General features: G+C 60.1%; 22 protein-coding genes. 11 read left to right on the forward strand and 11 right to left on the reverse strand.

What is annotated here, in order from left to right:
• Positions 1-57: 57 nt before the first annotated feature.
• Complete coding sequence (locus C7U61_RS06235) at positions 58-708, forward strand: C39 family peptidase (protein WP_106997297.1); 651 nt, start codon at positions 58-60, stop codon at positions 706-708.
• A 103-nt stretch (positions 709-811) separates the two neighbouring features.
• Here the strand turns inward: C7U61_RS06235 and C7U61_RS06240 are convergent, their stop codons facing one another.
• Positions 812-1300 (reverse strand): GNAT family N-acetyltransferase, encoded by a 489-nt coding sequence (locus C7U61_RS06240; RefSeq protein WP_106997298.1) that lies wholly within the window; start codon positions 1298-1300, stop codon positions 812-814.
• Positions 1301-1498: 198 nt separating this feature from the next.
• Positions 1499-1912 (reverse strand): helix-turn-helix domain-containing protein, encoded by a 414-nt coding sequence (locus C7U61_RS06245; protein ID WP_106997299.1) that lies wholly within the window; start codon positions 1910-1912, stop codon positions 1499-1501.
• Between the two features lie 186 nt (positions 1913-2098).
• Here C7U61_RS06245 and dmeR point away from each other — a divergent pair, with 186 nt between their 5' ends.
• The 3 genes from dmeR to bla all read left to right on the forward strand — a co-directional run bounded on the left by dmeR (position 2099) and on the right by bla (position 4474).
• Positions 2099-2371, forward strand: a complete 273-nt coding sequence (gene dmeR, locus C7U61_RS06250; RefSeq protein WP_106997300.1) for a Ni(II)/Co(II)-sensing transcriptional repressor DmeR — start codon at positions 2099-2101, stop codon at positions 2369-2371.
• 31 nt (positions 2372-2402) lie between these two features.
• Positions 2403-3386, forward strand: coding sequence for a CDF family Co(II)/Ni(II) efflux transporter DmeF (gene dmeF, locus C7U61_RS06255; RefSeq protein WP_106997301.1), 984 nt, complete (start codon positions 2403-2405; stop codon positions 3384-3386).
• Positions 3387-3472: 86 nt separating this feature from the next.
• A complete protein-coding gene (gene bla / locus C7U61_RS06260) occupies positions 3473-4474 on the forward strand; it encodes a class A beta-lactamase (RefSeq protein WP_106997302.1) in 1002 nt (333 codons plus the stop codon).
• A gap of 82 nt (positions 4475-4556) precedes the next feature.
• Here bla and C7U61_RS06265 read toward each other — a convergent pair whose 3' ends face one another.
• Together C7U61_RS06265 and C7U61_RS06270 are read right to left on the reverse strand one after the other, a co-directional pair.
• Positions 4557-5093 carry a hypothetical protein gene (locus tag C7U61_RS06265; protein ID WP_245410759.1) on the reverse strand — a complete coding sequence of 179 codons (537 nt, stop codon included), beginning with the start codon at positions 5091-5093 and terminating at the stop codon, positions 4557-4559.
• 68 nt (positions 5094-5161) lie between these two features.
• A complete protein-coding gene (locus C7U61_RS06270) occupies positions 5162-6667 on the reverse strand; it encodes a protein adenylyltransferase SelO (RefSeq protein ID WP_106997303.1) in 1506 nt (501 codons plus the stop codon).
• 154 nt (positions 6668-6821) lie between these two features.
• Between C7U61_RS06270 and C7U61_RS19610 the strand changes: the two genes are divergently transcribed.
• Positions 6822-6935, forward strand: a complete 114-nt coding sequence (locus C7U61_RS19610; protein WP_245410760.1) for a hypothetical protein — start codon at positions 6822-6824, stop codon at positions 6933-6935.
• A 216-nt stretch (positions 6936-7151) separates the two neighbouring features.
• Here the strand turns inward: C7U61_RS19610 and C7U61_RS06280 are convergent, their stop codons facing one another.
• Positions 7152-7673, reverse strand: coding sequence for a DUF1697 domain-containing protein (locus tag C7U61_RS06280; protein WP_106997304.1), 522 nt, complete (start codon positions 7671-7673; stop codon positions 7152-7154).
• Between the two features lie 20 nt (positions 7674-7693).
• Positions 7694-9787 (reverse strand): S9 family peptidase, encoded by a 2094-nt coding sequence (locus C7U61_RS06285; protein WP_106997687.1) that lies wholly within the window; start codon positions 9785-9787, stop codon positions 7694-7696.
• Between the two features lie 284 nt (positions 9788-10071).
• On the opposite strand from C7U61_RS06285, the gene C7U61_RS06290 reads away from it, so the two are divergent.
• A complete protein-coding gene (locus tag C7U61_RS06290) occupies positions 10072-10461 on the forward strand; it encodes a DUF930 domain-containing protein (RefSeq protein ID WP_106997305.1) in 390 nt (129 codons plus the stop codon).
• A gap of 79 nt (positions 10462-10540) precedes the next feature.
• Here C7U61_RS06290 and C7U61_RS06295 read toward each other — a convergent pair whose 3' ends face one another.
• Together C7U61_RS06295 and C7U61_RS06300 are read right to left on the reverse strand one after the other, a co-directional pair.
• Positions 10541-10873 carry a chaperone modulator CbpM gene (locus C7U61_RS06295; RefSeq protein ID WP_106997306.1) on the reverse strand — a complete coding sequence of 111 codons (333 nt, stop codon included), beginning with the start codon at positions 10871-10873 and terminating at the stop codon, positions 10541-10543.
• Positions 10874-10876: 3 nt separating this feature from the next.
• Complete coding sequence (locus C7U61_RS06300; protein ID WP_106997307.1) at positions 10877-11788, reverse strand: J domain-containing protein; 912 nt, start codon at positions 11786-11788, stop codon at positions 10877-10879.
• A gap of 260 nt (positions 11789-12048) precedes the next feature.
• Here C7U61_RS06300 and C7U61_RS06305 point away from each other — a divergent pair, with 260 nt between their 5' ends.
• A complete protein-coding gene (locus C7U61_RS06305; RefSeq protein WP_106997308.1) occupies positions 12049-12840 on the forward strand; it encodes a polysaccharide deacetylase family protein in 792 nt (263 codons plus the stop codon).
• An 11-nt stretch (positions 12841-12851) separates the two neighbouring features.
• On the opposite strand, the gene C7U61_RS06310 is transcribed toward C7U61_RS06305, so the two are convergent.
• Positions 12852-14015: an AI-2E family transporter gene (locus C7U61_RS06310; protein WP_106997309.1), complete on the reverse strand. Its 1164-nt coding sequence runs from the start codon at positions 14013-14015 to the stop codon at positions 12852-12854.
• A 100-nt stretch (positions 14016-14115) separates the two neighbouring features.
• Entirely contained in the window at positions 14116-14982 is an 867-nt protein-coding gene (locus C7U61_RS06315) for a VOC family protein (RefSeq protein WP_106997688.1), read from the reverse strand.
• A 324-nt stretch (positions 14983-15306) separates the two neighbouring features.
• Between C7U61_RS06315 and C7U61_RS06320 the strand changes: the two genes are divergently transcribed.
• Positions 15307-15975 carry a hemolysin III family protein gene (locus C7U61_RS06320; RefSeq protein WP_106997689.1) on the forward strand — a complete coding sequence of 223 codons (669 nt, stop codon included), beginning with the start codon at positions 15307-15309 and terminating at the stop codon, positions 15973-15975.
• Here C7U61_RS06320 and C7U61_RS06325 read toward each other — a convergent pair.
• The gene (locus C7U61_RS06325) at positions 15950-16465 is read right to left on the reverse strand and encodes a hypothetical protein (protein ID WP_106997310.1); all 516 of its coding nucleotides are present in this window, start codon (positions 16463-16465) and stop codon (positions 15950-15952) included. The two genes, C7U61_RS06320 and C7U61_RS06325, sit on opposite strands and share 26 nt — an antisense overlap.
• Positions 16466-16825: 360 nt before the next feature.
• Between C7U61_RS06325 and C7U61_RS06330 the strand changes: the two genes are divergently transcribed.
• Genes C7U61_RS06330 through C7U61_RS06340 form a run of 3 tightly spaced genes read left to right on the forward strand, consistent with a single transcriptional unit; the run spans position 16826 to position 20015 of the window.
• Positions 16826-19219, forward strand: a complete 2394-nt coding sequence (locus C7U61_RS06330; protein WP_106997311.1) for a putative monovalent cation/H+ antiporter subunit A — start codon at positions 16826-16828, stop codon at positions 19217-19219.
• Positions 19219-19638, forward strand: a complete 420-nt coding sequence (locus C7U61_RS06335; RefSeq protein ID WP_106997312.1) for a Na+/H+ antiporter subunit B — start codon at positions 19219-19221, stop codon at positions 19636-19638. The genes C7U61_RS06330 and C7U61_RS06335 overlap by 1 nt, the downstream gene beginning before the upstream one ends.
• Positions 19638-20015 carry a Na+/H+ antiporter subunit C gene (locus C7U61_RS06340; RefSeq protein ID WP_106997313.1) on the forward strand — a complete coding sequence of 126 codons (378 nt, stop codon included), beginning with the start codon at positions 19638-19640 and terminating at the stop codon, positions 20013-20015. The genes C7U61_RS06335 and C7U61_RS06340 overlap by 1 nt, the downstream gene beginning before the upstream one ends.
• Positions 20016-20017 lie beyond the last annotated feature (2 nt).

A 20017-nucleotide genomic window follows, 5' to 3' on the forward strand; every position in this document is an offset into this window, starting at 1 on the left:
AGATCGAAGTCGGCAGCCATTTTTCTAGCGCATTTCCGGTCAAGCTTGTAGTCACGGATGCAGCAGCAGGAGAGGGTGGTCGTGGAGGCAAGAGTCGCGCAAAAGGTTCCTTATTTCAGCCAATGGGAAACGCCTGACATGACCTTGGCGGTCGTGGCCGAAGGCGCGCAATCGGCCTTGCTCAGAGATCCGCTCTGGGCATCATCCGGCGCAAACAGCGTCGAGGACTATGCGCGCTGGGCCGGTAATCTCTGCGGCATGGCCTGCCTGAAGATGGTGCTCGCCGCCCGCACCGGCAAAACCATACCGATCATGGATCTCGCCATGGGCTGCCGGGAGTATGGCGGCTATGTCGAGGAGGCGGATGGCAGGATCAAGGGGTTGATCTATGCACCCTTCGTCCCATTCGTTCGTCACCGTTTTGATCTGAATGCCCGGGTCGCCACCGGAATTTCCGTCGCCGATATCGTCGATATTCTCACGCAGTCGGAGTTCTTCATCGCGTCGGTGCATCATTCGATCCGCTGGCCGGAGACCGAGCCGCCGGCCAAGGGCGGCCATCTCGTGCTGGTGACATCAATCGACGGAAACGGCATCCGCTTCCACAATCCGTCCGGTCACGTCGATGCGACGCGCGAGAATGTGGAGATGCCGCTCAGGACTTTCGAGAAGTTCTTTGCAGGCCGCGGGATCGCCATCGATCACTGAAGCATTTCCGGAAAAAGTGCGGAGCGGTTTTCCGCCCGGAATGCGCAAAACCAGAAACACTCCAAAACTCAATATCGGATGGCGATCCTCTTAAAGGCCGGCATCAGGCGAGAGCCTGCAGGTAGCGCATGCCGGTAACCGGGCGCGGCTTGAAATCCATGTTTTCGTAGAAGCGGTGGGCCTGGAAATTGCCGGTCGCTGCGCCAACGGAAAGATAGCTGCAGCCCGCTTTGCGGGCGATATCGCGGGCGCGGTCGACCAGATGCTGCCCGACGCCATGGCCGCGATGGCCGTCGCGGACGAAGAGATGGTGCAGGTCCATGCCGCGCTGGCCTTCCTGCGCCTTGTAAAGGGGCACGAGGATGGCGTAGCCGATCAGCCCTTGCTCCCCTTCGGCCACGAACGCGGTAATCCATGGCACCGGGCCGAAGAGATCGCGCTCAAGCTGCTGCGGCGTCGTGCCGGCGGGGTCGCCGTGATGCGCGGCCAGCAGCCGGATCATGTCGTTGAGTTCGGGCAGGTCGCGCGGCTGAGCATTGCGGATGGTCAGAACCGGCGGGCGGAGAAGTGAGATGTCGCTATCGTCCAGCATGGCATTTTGCGTCCTTGTTTTTTGAATGAGCCGTCAGGACGCTGCCGATACAACAAAGCCGCCTGACGGCGGCTTGTTGACAATATGATCTGTCTTGGCCGCCCCTTACAGGTACAGCCAAAAATACGAGCAATTATGGAGCGCGTGCGTGATCATGGGCGCATCAATGATCCGCTTTGGCAACTTTGTCAATGGGGCTCAATGCTCGTGTTCGCACAGGCTGTGGTCGGAGAGCGCGCGGATGACATAGCAGTCCTCGATGCTGTGGCCGTCGCAATGCGAGACGATGCGCTCCAGCTCATGCTCCAGCTTCTTCAGCCGCGCGATCTTGGTGCGAACGTCATCCAGATGCTCCTTGGCGATACGGTCGGCACCGACGCAGGGGCGGTCCGGATGCTGGCTGAGCGAGATCAGCTCCTTGATGGCATCGATCGTCAGGCCAAGATCGCGGCCATGTCGGATAAAGGCGAGGCGCTCAAGATCGGCTTTGGAATAACGCCGCTGATTGCCTTCGCTGCGTTCCGGCTCCGATATCAGGCCCATCTGTTCGTAATAGCGGATCGTCGGCACTTTCACGCCGGTCCGTTTGGATAGGTCGCCGATGGTCAGCATGGTATGGCCTCAAATATCTCTAGTCTCTAGAGTAATAGATGAGCCGCCATGTCGAATTTGCAAGGGCGGGCCACCTTCGGATGCCGCCGCCATAGTTGATGTTCCCATAGGCCGCCATATTCAAAAGGTGACTTCCAATTTTCTGCCATGGATAGTATACCCCCCTATATTATAATAGAGGCCACGATGTCCCATACCATTCGACAGCAAGCTAAGCTCCTTTCCCGCATCCGTCGCCTCAAAGGCCAGATGGAGGCCGTGGAGCGTGCGTTGGAGGCTGAGCGGCCGTGTGGGGAAATCTTGCAGCTCCTTGCTTCCATTCGCGGTGCCCTGACAGGGCTGACCGGAGAGGTGCTGGAGGATCATCTGCACGAGCATGTGCTGCATGCCGAAACTGAAGAGGCCCGCCGGCAGGCGGTCGATGAGATAGCCGACGTGCTGAAGACCTATCTGCGGTGACGGTTCCGGCGTCAAAAGAGAGACTGATGTCATGAGTATTTCCTCCGAAATGGGCCACAGCCACGTTTTTCTGGGGTCCGACCACCAGCGCAACGAACGCCGCATCTGGCTCGTCATCGCACTGACCGCGGTGATGATGGTGGTCGAGATCGGCGCCGGCACGATCTACGGCTCGATGGCGCTGCTCGCCGATGGCTGGCATATGTCGACCCATGTCAGCGCCATGCTGATTTCAGCGCTCGCTTATCTCTACGCGCGCCGCCATGCGCATAATGCGCGCTTCACCTTTGGTACCGGCAAGTTCGGTGATCTCGCGGGTTTTGCCAGCGCCATCGTGCTGGCAATGATCGCGCTGATCATGGGCTGGGAGAGCATTTTGAGATTGCTCGATCCGGTGGCGATCAATTTCCGTGAAGCGATTGCGATCGCCGGGCTCGGACTTATCGTCAATCTCGTCAGCGCATGGCTCCTGCGCGACGATCATAGCCACCATCACCACGGACACAGCCACGCCCACACTCATGATCACGCCCATCATCATGAGCATCATAACGATCACCATCACGACCATGGCCAAAAAGGCGGCAGGGATAACAATCTGCGCTCCGTCTATGTCCATGTCATTGCCGATGCGATGACATCGGTTCTGGCCATCGTCGCCCTGTTGCTCGGCAGCCGTTTCGGCTGGACCTTCCTCGATCCGGTTATGGGCATCGTCGGCGGCCTGGTGATCCTGCAATGGGCCTGGAGCCTGCTACGCGCTTCCGGCGCGGTTCTCCTCGATTTCATCCCGCGGGGTGAGGATCTGCCGGATGAGATCCGCGAGGCGATCGAGACGGATGAGGATCGCATTACCGATCTGCACGTATGGCAGGTAGGCCCCGGGCATCATGCGGCCATCGTCGCGGTGGTAACGCCTGTCTCGCGCGATCCATCCTTCTACAAGGCGCGGCTTGCCGAAATTCATGAGCTCTCCCATGTGACGGTCGAAGTTACCGTCGACAAGGCCGCCTAAAATCCGCTAGCAATCGGTAAGGTCAGAGGCTTGCCATATTCCTCGCATAGCCCAAAATCTGCCCGATTCCGCTGGAGGCCCCTCGCATGCCCATATTGCTTACTCGCCGCCGCCTCATGGCAGGCTCGGCGCTGCTTCTTCCCGCCCTGACGCTCGGCCCCGATGCGCTTTTCGCCCAGGATAGCGGCACATCACCGCAGACGCCTGCGGCAACGGATAATTCGGCAGCGCCCGACACCAGCGGCCAGGGAATGGAAGGAGACGGCGGAGGGCAGGATAATTCGCAGCTGTCCGACGATGTCGACAAGCAATTAGCCGACTTGGAAAAGAAGACCGGCGGCCGTCTCGGCGTTTCGGTGCTCGACACTGAAACCAACATTTCGCTCGGCCATCGCGAGGAGGAGCATTTCCCCCTGTGCAGCACCTACAAGGCGCTTGCCGTCGGCTTCGTGCTGGCGCGCGTCGATCAGGGTGCGGAAAAGCTCGACCGTCGCATCACCTATGGCAAGGACAAGGTGGTCACCTATTCACCCGAAACCGAAAAGCATGCCGGTGGCGATGGCATGACCATTGCCGAGCTCTGCGCAGCCGCGATCACGCTGAGCGACAATACGGCGGGCAATCTTCTGCTTGAGAGTTTTGGCGGACCTGCCGCATTGACCTCGTGGCTGCGCACTACCGGCGATACCGAAACCCGCCTCGACCGCAACGAGCCGGATGTCAATCAGGCCGCCAAGGGCGACCCTCGCGACACGACGACCCCGGATGCGATGCTTGACAGTATCGGGCTTCTGACACTCGGCAATACGCTCTCGGACACATCGAGGGAGCAGCTGGTAAACTGGCTCGTCGCCAATACGACAGGCAACAACCGCCTGCGCGCGGACCTGCCGAAGGAGTGGAAGGTCGGCGATAAGACCGGCACCGGCAATAACGGCTCCTATGCCGATATCGCCGTCATCTGGCCGCGGGACCGTGGCGCGATCCTGGTCGCGACCTTTGTTGCCGAGGCGACCGCGCCTGCAAAGGATGTCGAGGCAGTGTTTGCCGAGATCGGCAAGATCGTTGTCGGCATGGTCGGGCAATAGCGGGATATCGCAATGAAAAGAAGACGATACGAGCGAGATGTGAATCAGCTCCGTATCGTCTTCATGTAATCTCACAGTTTGCTCAGACTAGCGCCAATGCCGCGGCCGCGCTGTCCGTTTCCTGATCGCTATCACCATCGGCGTTGCCGGCCCCGAGCTTCTGCTTGATCTCATCGGCAATCTGGTCGTTGATCGCCTTCTGGTCGTCGGACGACAGTGACTTGAAGGAATCTTCCGTCAGGCCGTGCGCCTCGAGATATTGCGCGCGGATTTTCTGGGCGGGCGTCATATTCGCCCACTTGGCGAACTCATCGAGAATATCCTGATCGGATTGTCCGCTTGACGATGCCGAGCTGCTTCCGTCCGCGGCAGCTACGCTATCCTGTTCGCCGCCGTCGTCCGATGTCGAAGATGAGGTGCTGCCAAACTGGCTGAGCCAGAGGCCGGACGAAATGGAGGAGGGGATACCGCTGGACGAGATAGAAGGTCCCTGCGCATCGTCCTGCTGGTCGCCGTCGTCCGGCAGCGAGAAGGGCGTGCTGTCATCACTGTCGCTGCTTTGCTGGCTGCGGATCGGCGTGCTGAAATAGTTCTGCGTGCTGCTGTGCACCTTCATCATCATATCTCCCTATGGGTTGAAACGACGATGACTCTGCAAGCCTGCACGGGGCTTATGCCGCGGCTTCTTCAGGTGCCGCAAAAGGTTTGAAGCACCCGTTCCGCCGGCAATGGCGGCTCGGCATAAGGCTCAAAAGCAGGCTGATCCTCGTAAGGTGTTGCAAGCACCTTCAGCAACGCCTCGAACAACGAGAAATCACCATCCTCGACGGCAGCTTCGATGGCCTGCTCGATTCGGTGATTGCGGGGGATGAAGGCCGGATTGACCTTGCGCATCGCGGTTGCCCGTGCAGACGGGGTTTGCGGATCGCGACCGAGGCGCTCCCGCCAGCGTTCGAGCCATGGCGTCGCTGATTCGGGATCGTTGAACGTTACGGCAAAATCGGCCACGTCCTCGTTCGCCGCCAGGGTGGCAAGCCGGCGGAAGGTGAGCGTGAAATCCGCACCTTGCTGCTGCATCGTCGCCAGGAGCGACTGGATCAGCTCGAGATCGCCGTCCTCTTCGCTTGCAAGGCCGATCTTGGCGCGCATGCCGGCAAGCCAATAGGTCTGAAAGCGTTCGCCATAGGCTTTGATGACCGTGTTCGCCAAAGCGATCGCCGCATCGACGGAGGGGTCGATCAGCGGGATCAGCGTCTCGCCGAGACGCGCCAGATTCCATTGGCCGATCGCCGGCTGGTTGGCATAGGCATAGCGGCCATTGCGGTCGATGGACGAGAAGACGGTCGCCGGATTATAGGCATCCATGAAGGCGCAGGGACCGAAGTCGATCGTTTCGCCCGATACGGTCATATTGTCGGTGTTCATCACGCCGTGGATAAAGCCGACATGCAGCCAGCGCGCGATCAGCGAGGCTTGCCGATCGGCTACGGCTTCCAGCAATGCGAGGTAAGGGTTTGCCCGATCTTTGATTTCGGGATAGTGCCGCGCGATAACATAATCCGCCAACGTCTTGACGCTCTCCGTATCGCCGCGCGCGGCAAAAAACTGAAATGTGCCGACACGGATATGGCTCGCCGCTACGCGCGTAAAGACGGCGCCAGGCAGGACTTCCTCGCGATAGACAGGTTCTCCGGTCATTACGGCAGCAAGCGCCCGTGTGGTGGGAATGCCGAGCGCGTGCATCGCCTCGCTGACGATATATTCGCGCAGGATCGGCCCGAGGGCGGCCCGTCCATCGCCGCGGCGGGAAAACGACGTGGGTCCCGAACCCTTGAGCTGAATGTCGCGGCGCCTGCCGTTGCGATCCTTCACCTCGCCAAGCAGGATCGCGCGGCCATCGCCGAGCTGCGGCACGAAATTGCCGAACTGATGGCCGGCATAGGCCATCGCGATCGGCTGCGATCCCGGCAGCGGCTCGTTTCCGGAAAAGATCGCTGCAGCATTTCGTTTCAACGCCTCGACATCCAGACCGAGCTCCCGCGCCAGCGCCTCATTGAACTTGATCAGCTGCGGCGCGGCAACCGGTGTCGGTGCCTGATCCGCGAAAAACTGCGGCGGCAGGCGCGCATAGCTGTTGTCGAAGGCAATCGGCGGCGCCCGAAGCGCGGTATCATCGTGAAGAGGAGAGCTCATGGTCTTAAGGTAGGGTCGACAGGGAGGCAGCGCAAGGCGTTTACTCCCGGTAGGAAACCATCCTACTTTATCCCACCGGATATGAGGGTTTGCCATGACGAGAAACTGAGTATTTCGCTCCCCAGTGAAATGGTGGGCGGCGATCAAGGCTCGCGTGGACGCGGGCAGGTATGCCTCCATGAGCGAAGTGTTGCGGGCGGCGGTCCGGGTCTGGCTAAGGGAGAAGAGGAATATCAGCAGCGGATTGCCGCAATCAGACAGAAGGTAAAGGCATCTCTCGACGACCCCAGGCCGAATTTAAGTCTGCAGGATGTAGACGCTTGAATCCAAACGCTGGGGGAGGAAAAACAATAACCGCATGAAGCAACTTCTGCCGTATTTCGCGAAGCGGCTAAAGCGGATCTTCAGTCGATATTCAACTACGTGTTGGAGCAAAGCAAAAGCGGGGACGCCGTAGAGACTACGCAACACTCGTGACGCGCCCCTAGCCGTTTTCCAGCTCCCGTGCCATTTCCGCAAGCTTGCGCACCGTATTGAGATTTCTCGATGTTCCCGCTTTCAGCGCCGGCAGCTTCAGTTTCGAGCGCCCGGAGCCATCTGGGTAGTGCACATAGATTTCGCGGCCGGCGATATGCACTTCCTCGCCACCGGGTGCGGCGAGCTTGGTAAGTGCATCCTCAGGAGCCAAATCTTGCAAAAAAGTCACCAGTAGATAGTTCGGTTTGGCATGCGGGAAGGGCGAATTTTTCGCCACTCTTTCCAGAGCCTCGCGGCGACGCAGGATCACGCCCGGAGACTTGCCCATCTTCGCCGCCAGCGCTTTTTCAAGGCGAGCCTGCACAGTTGCCTCGTCTTCGTCGGCGCGGAAGACCACATTGCCGCTCTGGATGTAGGTACGCACATCCTGAAAGCCGATCTTTTCGCAGAGTGCCTTGAGATCGGCCATGGACAGCATGCCGGTGCCGCCGACATTGACGGCACGCAACAAGGCGACGAAGACGGTCATGGCTTCCTCCGTTGTTCGGCCTACATCTTTTCAGCGACCTTGATGGCAAAGGCATATTCGAACGCCACTTCCTCCAGACGCTGGAAGCGGCCGGAGGCGCCGCCATGGCCGGCATCCATGTTCGTCTTCAGGAGAATGGGCGCATTGCTCGTCGTCTTCTCACGCAGCTTGGCAACCCACTTGGCCGGTTCCCAATAGGTAACGCGCGGGTCGGTGAGGCCGCCGAGCGCCAGGATCGGCGGATAGGGCTTTTCGCCGACATTGTCGTAAGGGCTGTAGGCGGCGATCTGTTCGTATTCTTGTCCGCTCTCGATCGGGTTGCCCCATTCGGGCCATTCCGGCGGCGTCAGCGGCAGCGTGTCGTCGAGCATGGTGTTGAGCACGTCGACGAAGGGCACGGCGGCGATGATGCCGGCGAATTTCTCCGGCGCCATGTTGGCGACCGCACCCATCAGCATGCCGCCGGCCGATCCGCCCTCGGCGATGATCTTCGCGTAAGAGGTGAACTTCTCCTGATTCAAATAGTCGGCGGCGGCGATGAAGTCCTTGAAGGTATTGGTCTTCTTTTCCATCTTGCCGTCTTCGTACCAGGCAAAGCCCTTGTCCTTGCCACCACGGATATGGGCGATGGCATAGACGAAACCGCGATCGGCGAGCGAGAGGCAGTTGGTGTTGAACCCGGCTGGGATGGTAACGCCATAGGCGCCGTAACCATAGAGAAGGCAGGGGGCCGAGCCGTCGAGGGGCGTGTCCTTTCGATAAAGCAGCGTCACCGGCACGGTCTCGCCATCCCAGGCGGGTGCGAAGACGCGGCGCGTCACATAGTCTTCCGGATTGTGGCCCGAGGGCACTTCCTGCGTCTTCAGCAGGGTGCGCTCGCGCGTCACCATGTTGTAGTCGTAGAGCTGGCTCGGCGTCGTCATCGAGGAATAGGAGAAGCGGATGACATCCGTATCGTATTCCGCCGCACCCTGCAGCCCCAGCGCATAGGCTTCCTCTTCGAAGGCGATCGCATGCTCTTCGCCGGTGCGGCGGTCGCGGATGACGATGCGCGGCAGGCCGTCCTTGCGCTCCAGCCAGAGGAGATGGCGGGCATAGGCGAGATGGCTGAGGATCAGCGTGCCCGGCTTGTGGGGCACGACCTCACGCCAGTTCTCCTTGCCCGGGTTCTCCGCCGGCGCTTCCATGATCTTGAAATCCTTGGCGTCGCCGTCGTTGGTGAGAATGTAGAAGACGTCGCCGCCTTCGGTGATCTCATATTCGACCTCGGTTTCGCGCTCGGCCACGATCTTGGGCTCGGCGGTGAGATCCGAGGTTGGGATGATGCGGTATTCGCTGGTCTCGTGATCGTGGATGTCGATGAAGATGTAATCGTCCAGCAGCGAGCCGCCGACGCCCATGAAGAAGCCTGGATCCTCCTCCTCATAGACGAGCCGGTCGTCCGACTGAGGTGTGCCGATGATGTGGTGGAAGATCTTCGACGGGCGGTGGTTCTCGTCCTGCAGGGTGTAGAAGAAGCTCTTGCCGTCGGGCGCCCAGACGGCATCGCCGCCGGTGTTCTCGATCACGTCGGGCAGATCTTCGCCGGTCTCGAAATTGCGGATCTTCAGCGTGAAGTATTCCGAGCCCTTGTCGTCATAGCCCCAGATGCCGAGGCTGTGATCGGAGGAATGATCGAGGCCGGAAAGGCGGAAATAGGATTTTCCCTCATTCTCCTTGTCACCATTCAGCAGCAGCTTGCGTTCGCCACCGTTGCGCGGTTCGCGGAAGAAGTGCGGTTGCTCGCCGCCGGTGACGAAGAGCGTGCCGTAAGCGTAGGGGCCATCCTTCATCGGTATCGAGCTGTCGTCTTCCTTGATGCGGCCCTTCATCTCGGCAAAGAGAACCTTCTGCAGTTCCTTCGTGTCCGCCATCGCGGCGTTCATGTAGGCGTTCTCCGCCTCCAGATGCGACCGGATTTCCGGCGCCAGGATCGACGGGTTCTTGAACATCGCCTGCCAGTTGTCGGCCCGGAGCCACGCATAATCGTCGGTGCGGGTAATGCCGTGACGTGTATCCGTAGATGGCTTTTTCGGAGCTGCAGGCGGGGTGGGGAGATTCTTGAAAACTGACACGAGGGCGCTTTCTTTGATGTGAAAGTCGGATGGGAAGTGAAGAGAGAAATAGAGGGCGCGGAGGTGAGGTTCAAGCGGCAAGTCCGTTCCTCCAGCTTCATGCAAGCAGCCGCTACTAGTCTTGCTCGAACAGGCACCTGCAGAATGCCGCATCCCGGCGCTGCCTTGATGAGACCACATTCTTTATCGAAGTCGGCATACAGTGCGTCGACACGAAGGCGGTCAAGCCTTCTCTGATGGAGCGAGCGCACTCAAATCCAAAACAATGCAAGGGACCGGTCTTCATGCTGAAACTCTTCGCCATCCTGATTCCATTGGTTAGCGTCGCCACCTCCGCCTTCGCCGTCGATCCGGCTATCAAGAAGCAGCTGGAGAAGCTCGATCCGTCGGAACGAATGGAGCAGGCGTGCGATGCTGAGGCCATGAAGCGGATCGGCACGGACAAGACGGGGTTCAAGCCGGATAAGGTGATCGCCTATACATTCGGGGATCCGGATATGAAGCCGGATGCCATGGATGCGCCCGGCGCCGTCTTTCGCAGTAAGGGTGACTGGTATCACCTCTCATATACCTGCGTGACCGGACCGCAGCACATCCATGTCCGCGATCTGAGCTATCAGATCGGCGACAAGGTGCCGCGCGACGCCTGGCAGGAGCATTATCTTTACGATTGAGCGCCCGGATGAAGCACCAAGGGCCGCCCCGGACATCACTTCATGGCGGCCACACTCCATCCTGAGGTAGTTTCCTACCTTACCGCCGTCTCAGCGATTCCACACGTGTCAGCTCCGACAGGATGTGATCCTGCACCTCCGGCGGCTGCCGACACACGGCATCCGTCAGGTCGCGCAGTGTCGCTCTGAGGCTGTGAAGCTGATCCACCAGATCCATGACGACATCGACGCCCGGTTCGTTGACGCCCATCGTGCTGCTGAGATCGAGAATGAGCCGGCCGCGAGCAATGTCGGCTTCGCGGAAATTGCGGCCCTGATCGGTGACTTCGGGCACGACCCAGCCCTGGGATATCCAGACGTCCAGCACCGTTGTTTCGATCCGGAGATGCAGTCGAAACTCGCTCTCGTTCATCGCTTATTCTCCCATGGTCTTTCTGGGATCTTGCGCCTTGCCTGCCTCCCATTCGGAAACGAAACGCGCCAGCTCGGCGTCCGGCGCATCTGGAAGGACGATCTTTAAGGAGACATAGGCATCGCCATTGTCCTTGCCGCGCACCGGGACCCCTTTGCCCTTCAAACGCAGCACCTTGCCCGTATTGGAGTTCGGCGGCAGTGTCACGGTCACGGCACCCGAAGGCGTCGGAACCCGGATCTTGCCGCCGAGCACCGCCTCGCTCAGCGAAATCGGCAACTCCATCCGGATATCATCGCCATCGCGGGTATAGAAACGGTGCGGGCGCACATGTACCGCAATCAGCGCATCTCCGGGCTTGCCCCCGTTGAAGCCCGGATCGCCCTTGCCCTTCAGCCGAAGCGTCTGCCCATCGCGTGTTCCCGGCGGGATTTGAACGTCCAGAGCAGGCCCGTCCGGCAGGCTGATCTGCTTCTTGGCGCCGTTGATGGCGTCGAGAAAATCGACCTCCATCGTATAGTAACGGTCTTGACCCTGCATTTGCGATTGGCCTCGGCTGCGCCGCGAGAAGAAGCTGGAAAATATATCGTCGGCATCGCCGAAATCGGCAAAGCCGCCCGCGTTCTGATAGCGGCCGCGCTGACCTTCCTGCGCAGCATAATCGCGGTAATAGCTGCGCGGCGCCTGTTCAGCGCCACTGCTGTCGATTTCGCCGCGGTCGAACCGCGCACGCTTCTCCTCGTCGCCGAGAATGCCGTAGGCGGCTGACACCTCCTTGAACTTGTCCTCGGCTTGCTTGTCGCCGGGGTTGAGGTCGGGATGCAGCTTCTTGGCAAGCTTGCGATAGGCGCTTTGAATATCCTTTTGCGGGGCGTCCCGCTTGACGCCCAAAACTTCATAGGGATCGCGACTCATGCATGTCTCTCTTTGGGAGCACGGAAAAATACGCAGATAGTGTCACGCCAATCTCATATCAATCGTAGCATAGACACGATGAGGTTGAAGCCCGTGCCTGCAGCTTTCACGCCCGGCGCATTTCCGAGGGGAAATGATATGACGCCGCCAGTCTGCCATATTTCCGGCGTGTTGCCGGACGATGGCGGGCGCTGCGGTTGCGATGGCATCATCGTCCTGCCGCCAGATTTCGTTTGCTTGATCGATCCGGTGGCCGCCCGATGAAACGCCTTTTGCTGACTTCCGTCATCCTGCTCGCCGCAAGCGCAGCTTTCGCGGCCCAGCCGGAGCAGCCGCCTGCCGGTTGGCCGCAATTGCCGCCGAAGGCGCCGGTTTCGAAAATCAAGCTCGTCGAGCCGCATCTCCATGTCAATCGTGCCGGCAAGGGCGCACCCCGCATTGCGCTCACCTTCGATGCCTGCATGGGCAAGACCGATCCGCGCATCTTGAGCACGCTGGTCGATCAGCGCATCCCGGCGACCATTTTCGTCACCGCGCGCTGGCTTCGGACCAATCCGGACGCGTTGAAGGTTTTCCTCGCTTATCCCGATCTTTTCGAACTGGAAAACCACGGGCAGAACCATATCCCGGCCGTTGACGTCCCGACCAAGGTTTATGGCATTGCCGCCGCCGGTTCGCCGCAGGCAGTGGCCCAGGAAGTCCAAGGCGGCGCCGATGCGATGATTGCCGCAGGGATCCCGCAGCCGCGCTGGTTCCGCGGCGCGACCGCCAAATACACGCCTGCCGCCATCATGCAGATCCGCGGCATGGGCTATCGTATCGCCGGTTACTCGGTGAATGGCGACAGCGGCTCGCTTCTGCCGGCCAGGCTGGTGGAAAAGCAATATGCCTCCGCCAAGGATGGCGATGTCATCATTTCCCATATCAACCAGCCGACGCATGCGGCGGGTGAGGGGGTTGCTGCCAGCATCCTCGCGTTGAAGGCAAGGGGCGTTAATTTCGTTCGCCTGCAGGATATCGCCGAAAAGGGCGACGACGATACGACGAACTGAGCGGTCGAGTGCTAACCCGGCAATTGCGGCTGGGTTTTTTCCTCGATGAAAAGCTCTTCAATAACGGTCATGACGATCAGCGACAGCGGCAGGGCGAGCATGGCGCCGACCGCGCCCCACATCCATGTCCAGAAGATGATGGCAAGGAAGACCACGAAGGGGTTGAGCTCCAACTGGCGTCCCATGATTGCGGGAAAGACGAGGTTTTCCACGGCCATGTGCACCCCGAAAAAGGCTACGGCGGGCGCTAGACCGAAAATGATATCCGAGTGAGTGACGATGCCGGCGATTGCGAGCGAGAGCGTCATGGTCGTTACGCCAAGGAACGGAATGAAGCTGGATACGAAGGCGAAAACGCCCCAGAGAATCGGCAGGCTCATGCCGCCGACATAGGCGATCACGGTCATCGCCACGCCTATTCCCACATAGATCAGCGAAGCGGTCGCGAAATAAAAACCCAGCACCCGCTCTACAGCGTTGATGATGCGGATCGTAGAGAGGCGGGATGCCCTCGTGGAAAAGGTCATTATGATCGTCTTACGCAGACTCACCCTGCCGGCCAGGAACAGCAGCAATGCAGCAAAGAAGATGAGGATTTGAACGATTGCAGGCGTGAGGCTCGCGGATACGACATGCAGCACATTGCCGCTGTTTTCGAGTACGGTGCTGATCGAGATCGGGCTGCCCTGAAATGTTTCGGGCGAGATATGCAGCCATTTAAAACGACCGAGATAAGGCATCAGCCGATCGGAGGTCCGTTGGATGAAATCGGGCAGCTCCTGCGCGAGCGTGGCCACCGGCCCGGCAAGCGCATTGATGATGAAGAAGATAACCAGCGCCACGCCAGATGACAGAAGAATAGCGTTCAAAACCCGAGGCACGCCGAGCTTGCTGAGCTTTTCTGCAGCAAGTCCCAGGATCATGCCGACCACGATCGCTAGCGTCACCGGAATGAGGATCAGCGACATCATGTAGACGCCGGCCAAGGCGAGCATGAGGAAGATGCCTATGGTCGCCCAGGAGGCCGCGACATCAAGCCGGCCGCGCCCTGAGCCATGGGAGATGTCGAAAATACTGTCCCCGTCATCGCCGGATATATTGCGTTCCGCGTCGGGTCTGCCGTCGCGTATAATTGTTGCTTCCGATCGCTGCGTGACGATTTTATCGACTTCCATGCCCTAAGGGTTCCTGAAGGCAGGATCGCCTCGCTATTCAAACGCGAAAGGCTCATTCCGGTTCCGTGATGGGCATGAAGCGATAGCGATTGGAGGCAAATCAGGCGAGCAGGTTCAGCCCGATCCCCCAGGGGTCCCGCAACGTTATGCCGCCATCCCGCTTCTCGGTCTTGATCTCGTGCTTTTCCAGGGCCGCGACTGCCTGGTCGAGTGCAGCTTTGTCGTTGAACCGCAGCGTATAGTCGGAAAGGCCGGTCATATGTTCGCTACGCACGCCGGCGCCGCGGCTGTTCCAGGTGTTGGCGCCGAGATGATGGTGATAGCCGCCGGTGGCAAGGAAGGTCGCGCCCGGATAGCGCGCCGCCATGACCTTCATGCCGAGCACGTCGCGATAGAAGGCGTTCGCTTCGGCCACATCGCCGACCTGCAGGTGGATATGGCCGATCGCCGACCCCTCGGCCATGCCGTCCCAGCGATCCTGAGCGGCGCTTTCGTAGAGCTTCTGCAGATCGAGCCGGAGCGTAGCCATCTCGACCGTGCCGTCCTCGTGAAACGTCCATTGCTCATGCGGTCGGTCGGCATAGATTTCGATACCATTGCCTTCCGGGTCGGACAGGTAGATGGCTTCACTGACGATATGGTCCGAAGCGCCTTCCAGCACGACATTGTTTTGGGCGGCATGACGAAGCCAGCGCGCAAGCTCGGCCCGGCTTGGCAGCAGGAAGGCGGTGTGGAACAGGCCTGCGGCCGTTCTCGGCGCGCGCGTCGCGGCCCGATCCGTCGTCAGCGTCAGAAGGGGATGACCGGCAACGCCCAGAATGTCACCGCTTGCCGTCTTCTCGATGACTTTCAGGCCAAGCATGTCCTGATAGAAGCGCGACACCAGCGGCAGATCGGTAACGACAAGATGGGACCCGTCGACATAGGCCGGGCGAGTCAGGGCATAGGAGGGGGCAGTTTCGGTCATGGGATCAGTTCCAATCTCGATGATCTTGAAGAGGCAATCCGGCGTCGGCGGCAGGGGCCGCCGGTAGCGGGCTGGAGGGTTTGGCCGGGTGATTTGCCTCTTGATATCCTCTGGCTCGCTGTACTTGCACATTCATATGGCGCATTTCGATTGTTCACAGAAGATCATAAATTGCGGATTGAGCGTTCGCTTTGCGTTGACGAGGGACGAGCGGCCCGGGAGTACGCCTTTCACGAAGATTGATCGATGTGGCGTTTGGCGCGGTTGCGTCCTCTCCGCTTCGATGCGAGACTCTATGCCATAGGGAAAATGGAACCGGATGAAATGACCGAGTACAGAGGCATCCGTTGGGCCTACGACCGATATGAGATTATCGCGGACGGCATCGTCAATGGTGTCGGCCTCGTCTTCGCGCTGATCGGCGCCACTGTATTGATCTTTTATGCGACCGTCTGGAGTTCCAATGGCGGCATGGCCGCCGCCTGGATCTATGGCGTCGGTCTGGTGCTGACGCTTGGAATGTCTTTCACCTACAATCTGTGGCCGGTGTCCAGGACGAAATGGTTTCTCCGCCGCTTTGATCACTCTTTCATCTATGTCCTGATCGCCGCCACCTACACGCCTTTTCTGGAGCGGGGGTCCGAAGATCCGCTGCTTCTGGGCGTGCTGATCGCCGTCTGGGTGTTTGCGGCCTTCGGTATCGTCCTGAAAATCATCTTTCCGGGGCGTTTCGACCGGCTGGCGATCCTGCTCTATCTGGCGATGGGCTGGAGCGGCATCCTCGTCGCCAAGCCAGTTTCCATGCATATCCCGTTTGCCTCGATGCTGCTCATCGTCATCGGAGGCGTGATCTATTCGCTCGGTGTGATCTTTCACGTCTGGGAAAAGCTGCGCTTCCAGAACGCCATCTGGCACGGCTTCGTCGTTGCCGCGGCTGCCGTGCATTATTCGGCGGTGCTGACTTGCTTCAGCCTGTCGCCGGAAAGCTTTTGACGATCTCAGCGGTCGGCGTGCACTTCTTCGTCGAACGCAGGCTGCGCACCAGGCGCATGACGACGGCGTCGTAACGTTGCATGTCTGTCTTCGAATAATCCATCTGGAAGAACGCAGCGCCACCGTTGCAGAGGGCGACCCCGCGTACATAGACGATGCGTCCCTGCCTGGTACCGGAAAAGCTGATGCCCCGCGAGTTCGATTTCGAATAGGAAATCTTCCAACCCTGGTCTCTGGCTAGGGCCACGCGCCCGTTCGCTTCCGATGTGAAATCGCCATTGGCGACCACCGTGCCGAAGACCTGCAGCGAAGCGGAGCGATCTGCCGGCGATAGCGAAAGCCGATCGGCATCCTCGGAAGAGGCGGCAAGATGGAATTCCGACGGCAGTTCGATCGCATAGCCAAGGTGCGCATTGTCATAGGACCACCAGTCCGCGGCAAGAGCCGTGGCGGGGGAGAGCAGCAGAACGGCGATCAAGCGGGCGAGCATTGCGGTTTCCGGGAGGCAGGATCTGCAAACCGGCCAAGATTAGCGCTTTTTTGAGCGAAATTTCCATTGCGGTTTGGAAAATACCGATAAATTAGCGCAAATTCATTACAATTTCATTGCGAGCCATGCAGGAATGGCAAGGAATTCGGCGATGATATGGGCTCCCAAATCGACCTCGCGGGCTTCCGGACGATCTATTATATCCTGCAACCTCTACGATCGCTGTCAGCAAAATCGATTTCAGTGGTTTAAGTCCGGTTTTCCCTTGTCGGGGCTTGAGGCCCTGCGCCCTTTCGCCTATCCCTTCAAATCAGCTCCGGCTTTGCCGGATTCCGCATGATCGTTCGATAAGGGGGGAGCATGGCCGCCGCCACCGCGGGCCTGACATTCCTGGCTCTATGCCTGCCCTTTCTCGGTGCGCTGATCGCGCCCGCTGTTGTTCGGCGTTTGGGCCATAATGCGGCGTGGTTCCTGGCGCTGCTTCCCGCTTTCGCCTTTGTGCATTTTTCGAGCTTTCTTCCCACCGTCGCCGCCGGTCGCGTCCAGCTTGGCGGTTTCGATTGGGTACCGAGCCTTGATCTTAGGTTTTCCTGGCTGATTGACGGCCTGTCGCTGACCTTCGCTCTGCTCATCACCGGCATCGGCACGCTGATCGTCCTTTATGCTGGGGGCTATCTCAAAGGCCATGCCGATCTCGGACGCTTCTTCTCGTTCATCTTTCTTTTCATGGGCTCGATGCTCGGCCTTGTGGTCTCCGACAGCTTCCTGACGCTCTTCGTCTTCTGGGAGCTGACCTCGGTCACCTCCTTCCTGCTGATCGGCTTCGATCATCATCGAGAGGCGTCGCGGCGGGCGGCGTTACAGGCGCTCGTCGTTACCGGCGGCGGCGGGCTGTCGCTGCTGGCGGCTCTGCTGCTGATCTGGCAGATGACCGGTATCGGCGCGATGTCCGATCTGTTGAACGCCGGCGATGTCCTGCGTGCGAGCCCGCTTTATCTTGCGGTCCTGATCCTGGTGCTTGGTGGTGCCTTCACCAAATCCGCGCAGTTCCCGTTTCATTTCTGGCTGCCGAATGCCATGGAAGCGCCGACACCGGTCTCGGCCTATCTGCACTCCGCCACCATGGTGAAGGCGGGTATCTATCTTTTGATGCGGCTCAACCCAGTCATGGGCGGGACCATGGCCTGGCAGACGATCCTGCCGGTTTTCGGCGCGGCGACGCTGCTCGTCGGAACTTTGCTAGCCATCCGCCAGATCGACCTGAAGCTGAAGCTTGCCTATACCACGGTTTCTTCGCTCGGCCTGCTGGTGATGCTCACCGGTTTCGGTACTGATTATGCCGTCGAGGCTGCCGCCCTCTATCTCGTCGCGCATTCGCTGTTCAAGGGCGCCTTGTTCATGGTTGCCGGCATCGTCGATCATGAAACGGGAACGCGCGATATCACCCGGCTGGGTGGCCTGCGTTCGGCCATGCCGCTGACCTTTGCAGCCGCACTTGTCGCGGCGGTATCGATGGGTGGGCTGCCGCCGGCTTTCGGCTTTCTCGCCAAGGAGGAAATCTATGCCGCGCTCGCGCAGTCCTCGCCGGCTGCGATCATCCTGACGGTCATCGCCGTGGCCGGCAATGCACTGATGTTCGCGATCGCCTTTGCTGTGGCATTGAAGCCCTTTGCCGGACCGCGGAGGGAAACGCCGCGGCCGCCGCATGAGGCGCCGCCGCTGCTCTGGCTCGCGCCGGTCACGCTCGCTCTTCTCGGGCTCCTGGCGGCTTTCTTCTCGGGCCAGTGGCACGATCATGTGTCCTCACCGATGGCAAGCGCCGTCGGTGGCAAGGGACTGAGGATATCGGTCTCGCTGGTTCCTCATATCGGCTTGCCGCTGGCGCTTTCGCTGATCACCGTGCTGATCGGCATCCTCGTCTATTGGCAGCTCGATCGCGCCCGCTTCCTGATGTCCGTTGTCCTGCGTGCCCTCGGGCCAGGACCGGATCGTGGCTTCGATGCTTTCATCTCCGGACTGGTGCGATTGTCGCATGCGGTATCGCGTCTCCTGCAGCCCGGCCGGCTGGAAATCTACGTCACCGTCACCTTCCTCTGCCTGGCGGCGATGCTGCTGATTCCTCTTGTGATCCATGGCGAACTGCCCGCCATGCCGGCGTGGCCGAATCTGCAATGGCATGAGGCGACGATCTTTCTGATCGCGGTCATCGGCGTTGCGGCGGTGGTGTTTGCGCGCGACCGGCTGACGGCGATCGTTTCGCTCGGCATCCAGGGCTTTGCCGTCGCCGTCATCTTCCTGCTGTTCGGCGCGCCGGATCTTTCATTCACGCAGTTCATGGTCGAGATGCTGGCGGTGGTGATCCTGGCGCTTGTCATGACGCGCCTGCGTCTTTCGCCTTCCGACAGGCGTCCGCCGCTTGCGAGGATCGCCCATGCTGCGCTCGCCGTTGCCTGCGGCCTCGGCTTTGTGCTTCTCTTGCTGAAGACAACGCAGGCGCCGTTCGATCTGACGCTGACCGCCTTCTTCAATCAATATTCGAAGCTGATCGCGCATGGGGACAATGTGGTCAACGTCATCATCGTCGATTTCCGCGGCACGGATACGCTCGGTGAGATTGCCGTCGTCGCCATGACCGGCCTTGCGATCCTGGCGCTGATCCGCATCCGGGCCGGCGGGGAGCGCAAGCTCGCGACCAACGATCCCGATCTTGAGGATAAGACCGGCCTTGACCAGAGGATGGAGGCCGGACGCTGATGAATACGCTGATCTTCCGCACCGCCGCGCCGTTTCTGACGGCCTTGATGCTGCTCTTCTCCGTCTTCGTGCTGCTGCGCGGCCACAACGAGCCAGGCGGCGGCTTTATCGGCGGCTTGATCGCGGCTTCGGCGCTCGCGATCTATGGCATTGCCTGCGGCGTGACGGCCGTCCGCCGGGCGATTTTCTTCCATCCGCTGACGATTGCCGGCTTCGGCCTGGCTGCGGCGACCATCGCCGGCATCGTGTCCATCTTTGCCGGCGTGCCGTTCATGACGGGGCTCTGGATCTATCCGCGCCTGTTCGGTATCGAGCTGCCGCTTTCCACCGTCATGCTCTTCGATACCGGCGTCTATCTGGTCGTCGTCGGCGCCATCACCTCGATCGCACTTGCGCTCGAGGAGAGGGAGGTGGATTGATGGAGGCCGTCTTTGCCGTCGTCGTCGGTTTCTTCTTTTCCGCCGCCATCTATCTCATGTTGTCGCGGTACTCGATCCGCATCATGCTCGGCATCGCGATCCTCGGCAACGCCGTCAACCTTCTGCTGTTTACGGCTGGCCGGGTCACACGCGAAGTGCCGCCCATTATCCAGAAAGGCGCCACCACGCTCGATGTTGCCGCCGCCAATCCGCTGCCGCAGGCATTGATCCTGACCGCGATCGTCATTTCCTTCTCGTTCCTTGCGTTCCTGCTTGTCCTCACCTACCGGGCCTATCAGGATTTGAAGACCGACGACACGGACGAGATGCGGCTCGCCGAACCGGAAGAGCGGCCGCTGCCGCCTCTGGGGTACTGACG

The sequence above is a fragment of the Rhizobium sp. JAB6 genome, assembly GCF_003024605.1.
Classification (GTDB): Bacteria; Pseudomonadota; Alphaproteobacteria; order Rhizobiales; family Rhizobiaceae; genus Rhizobium.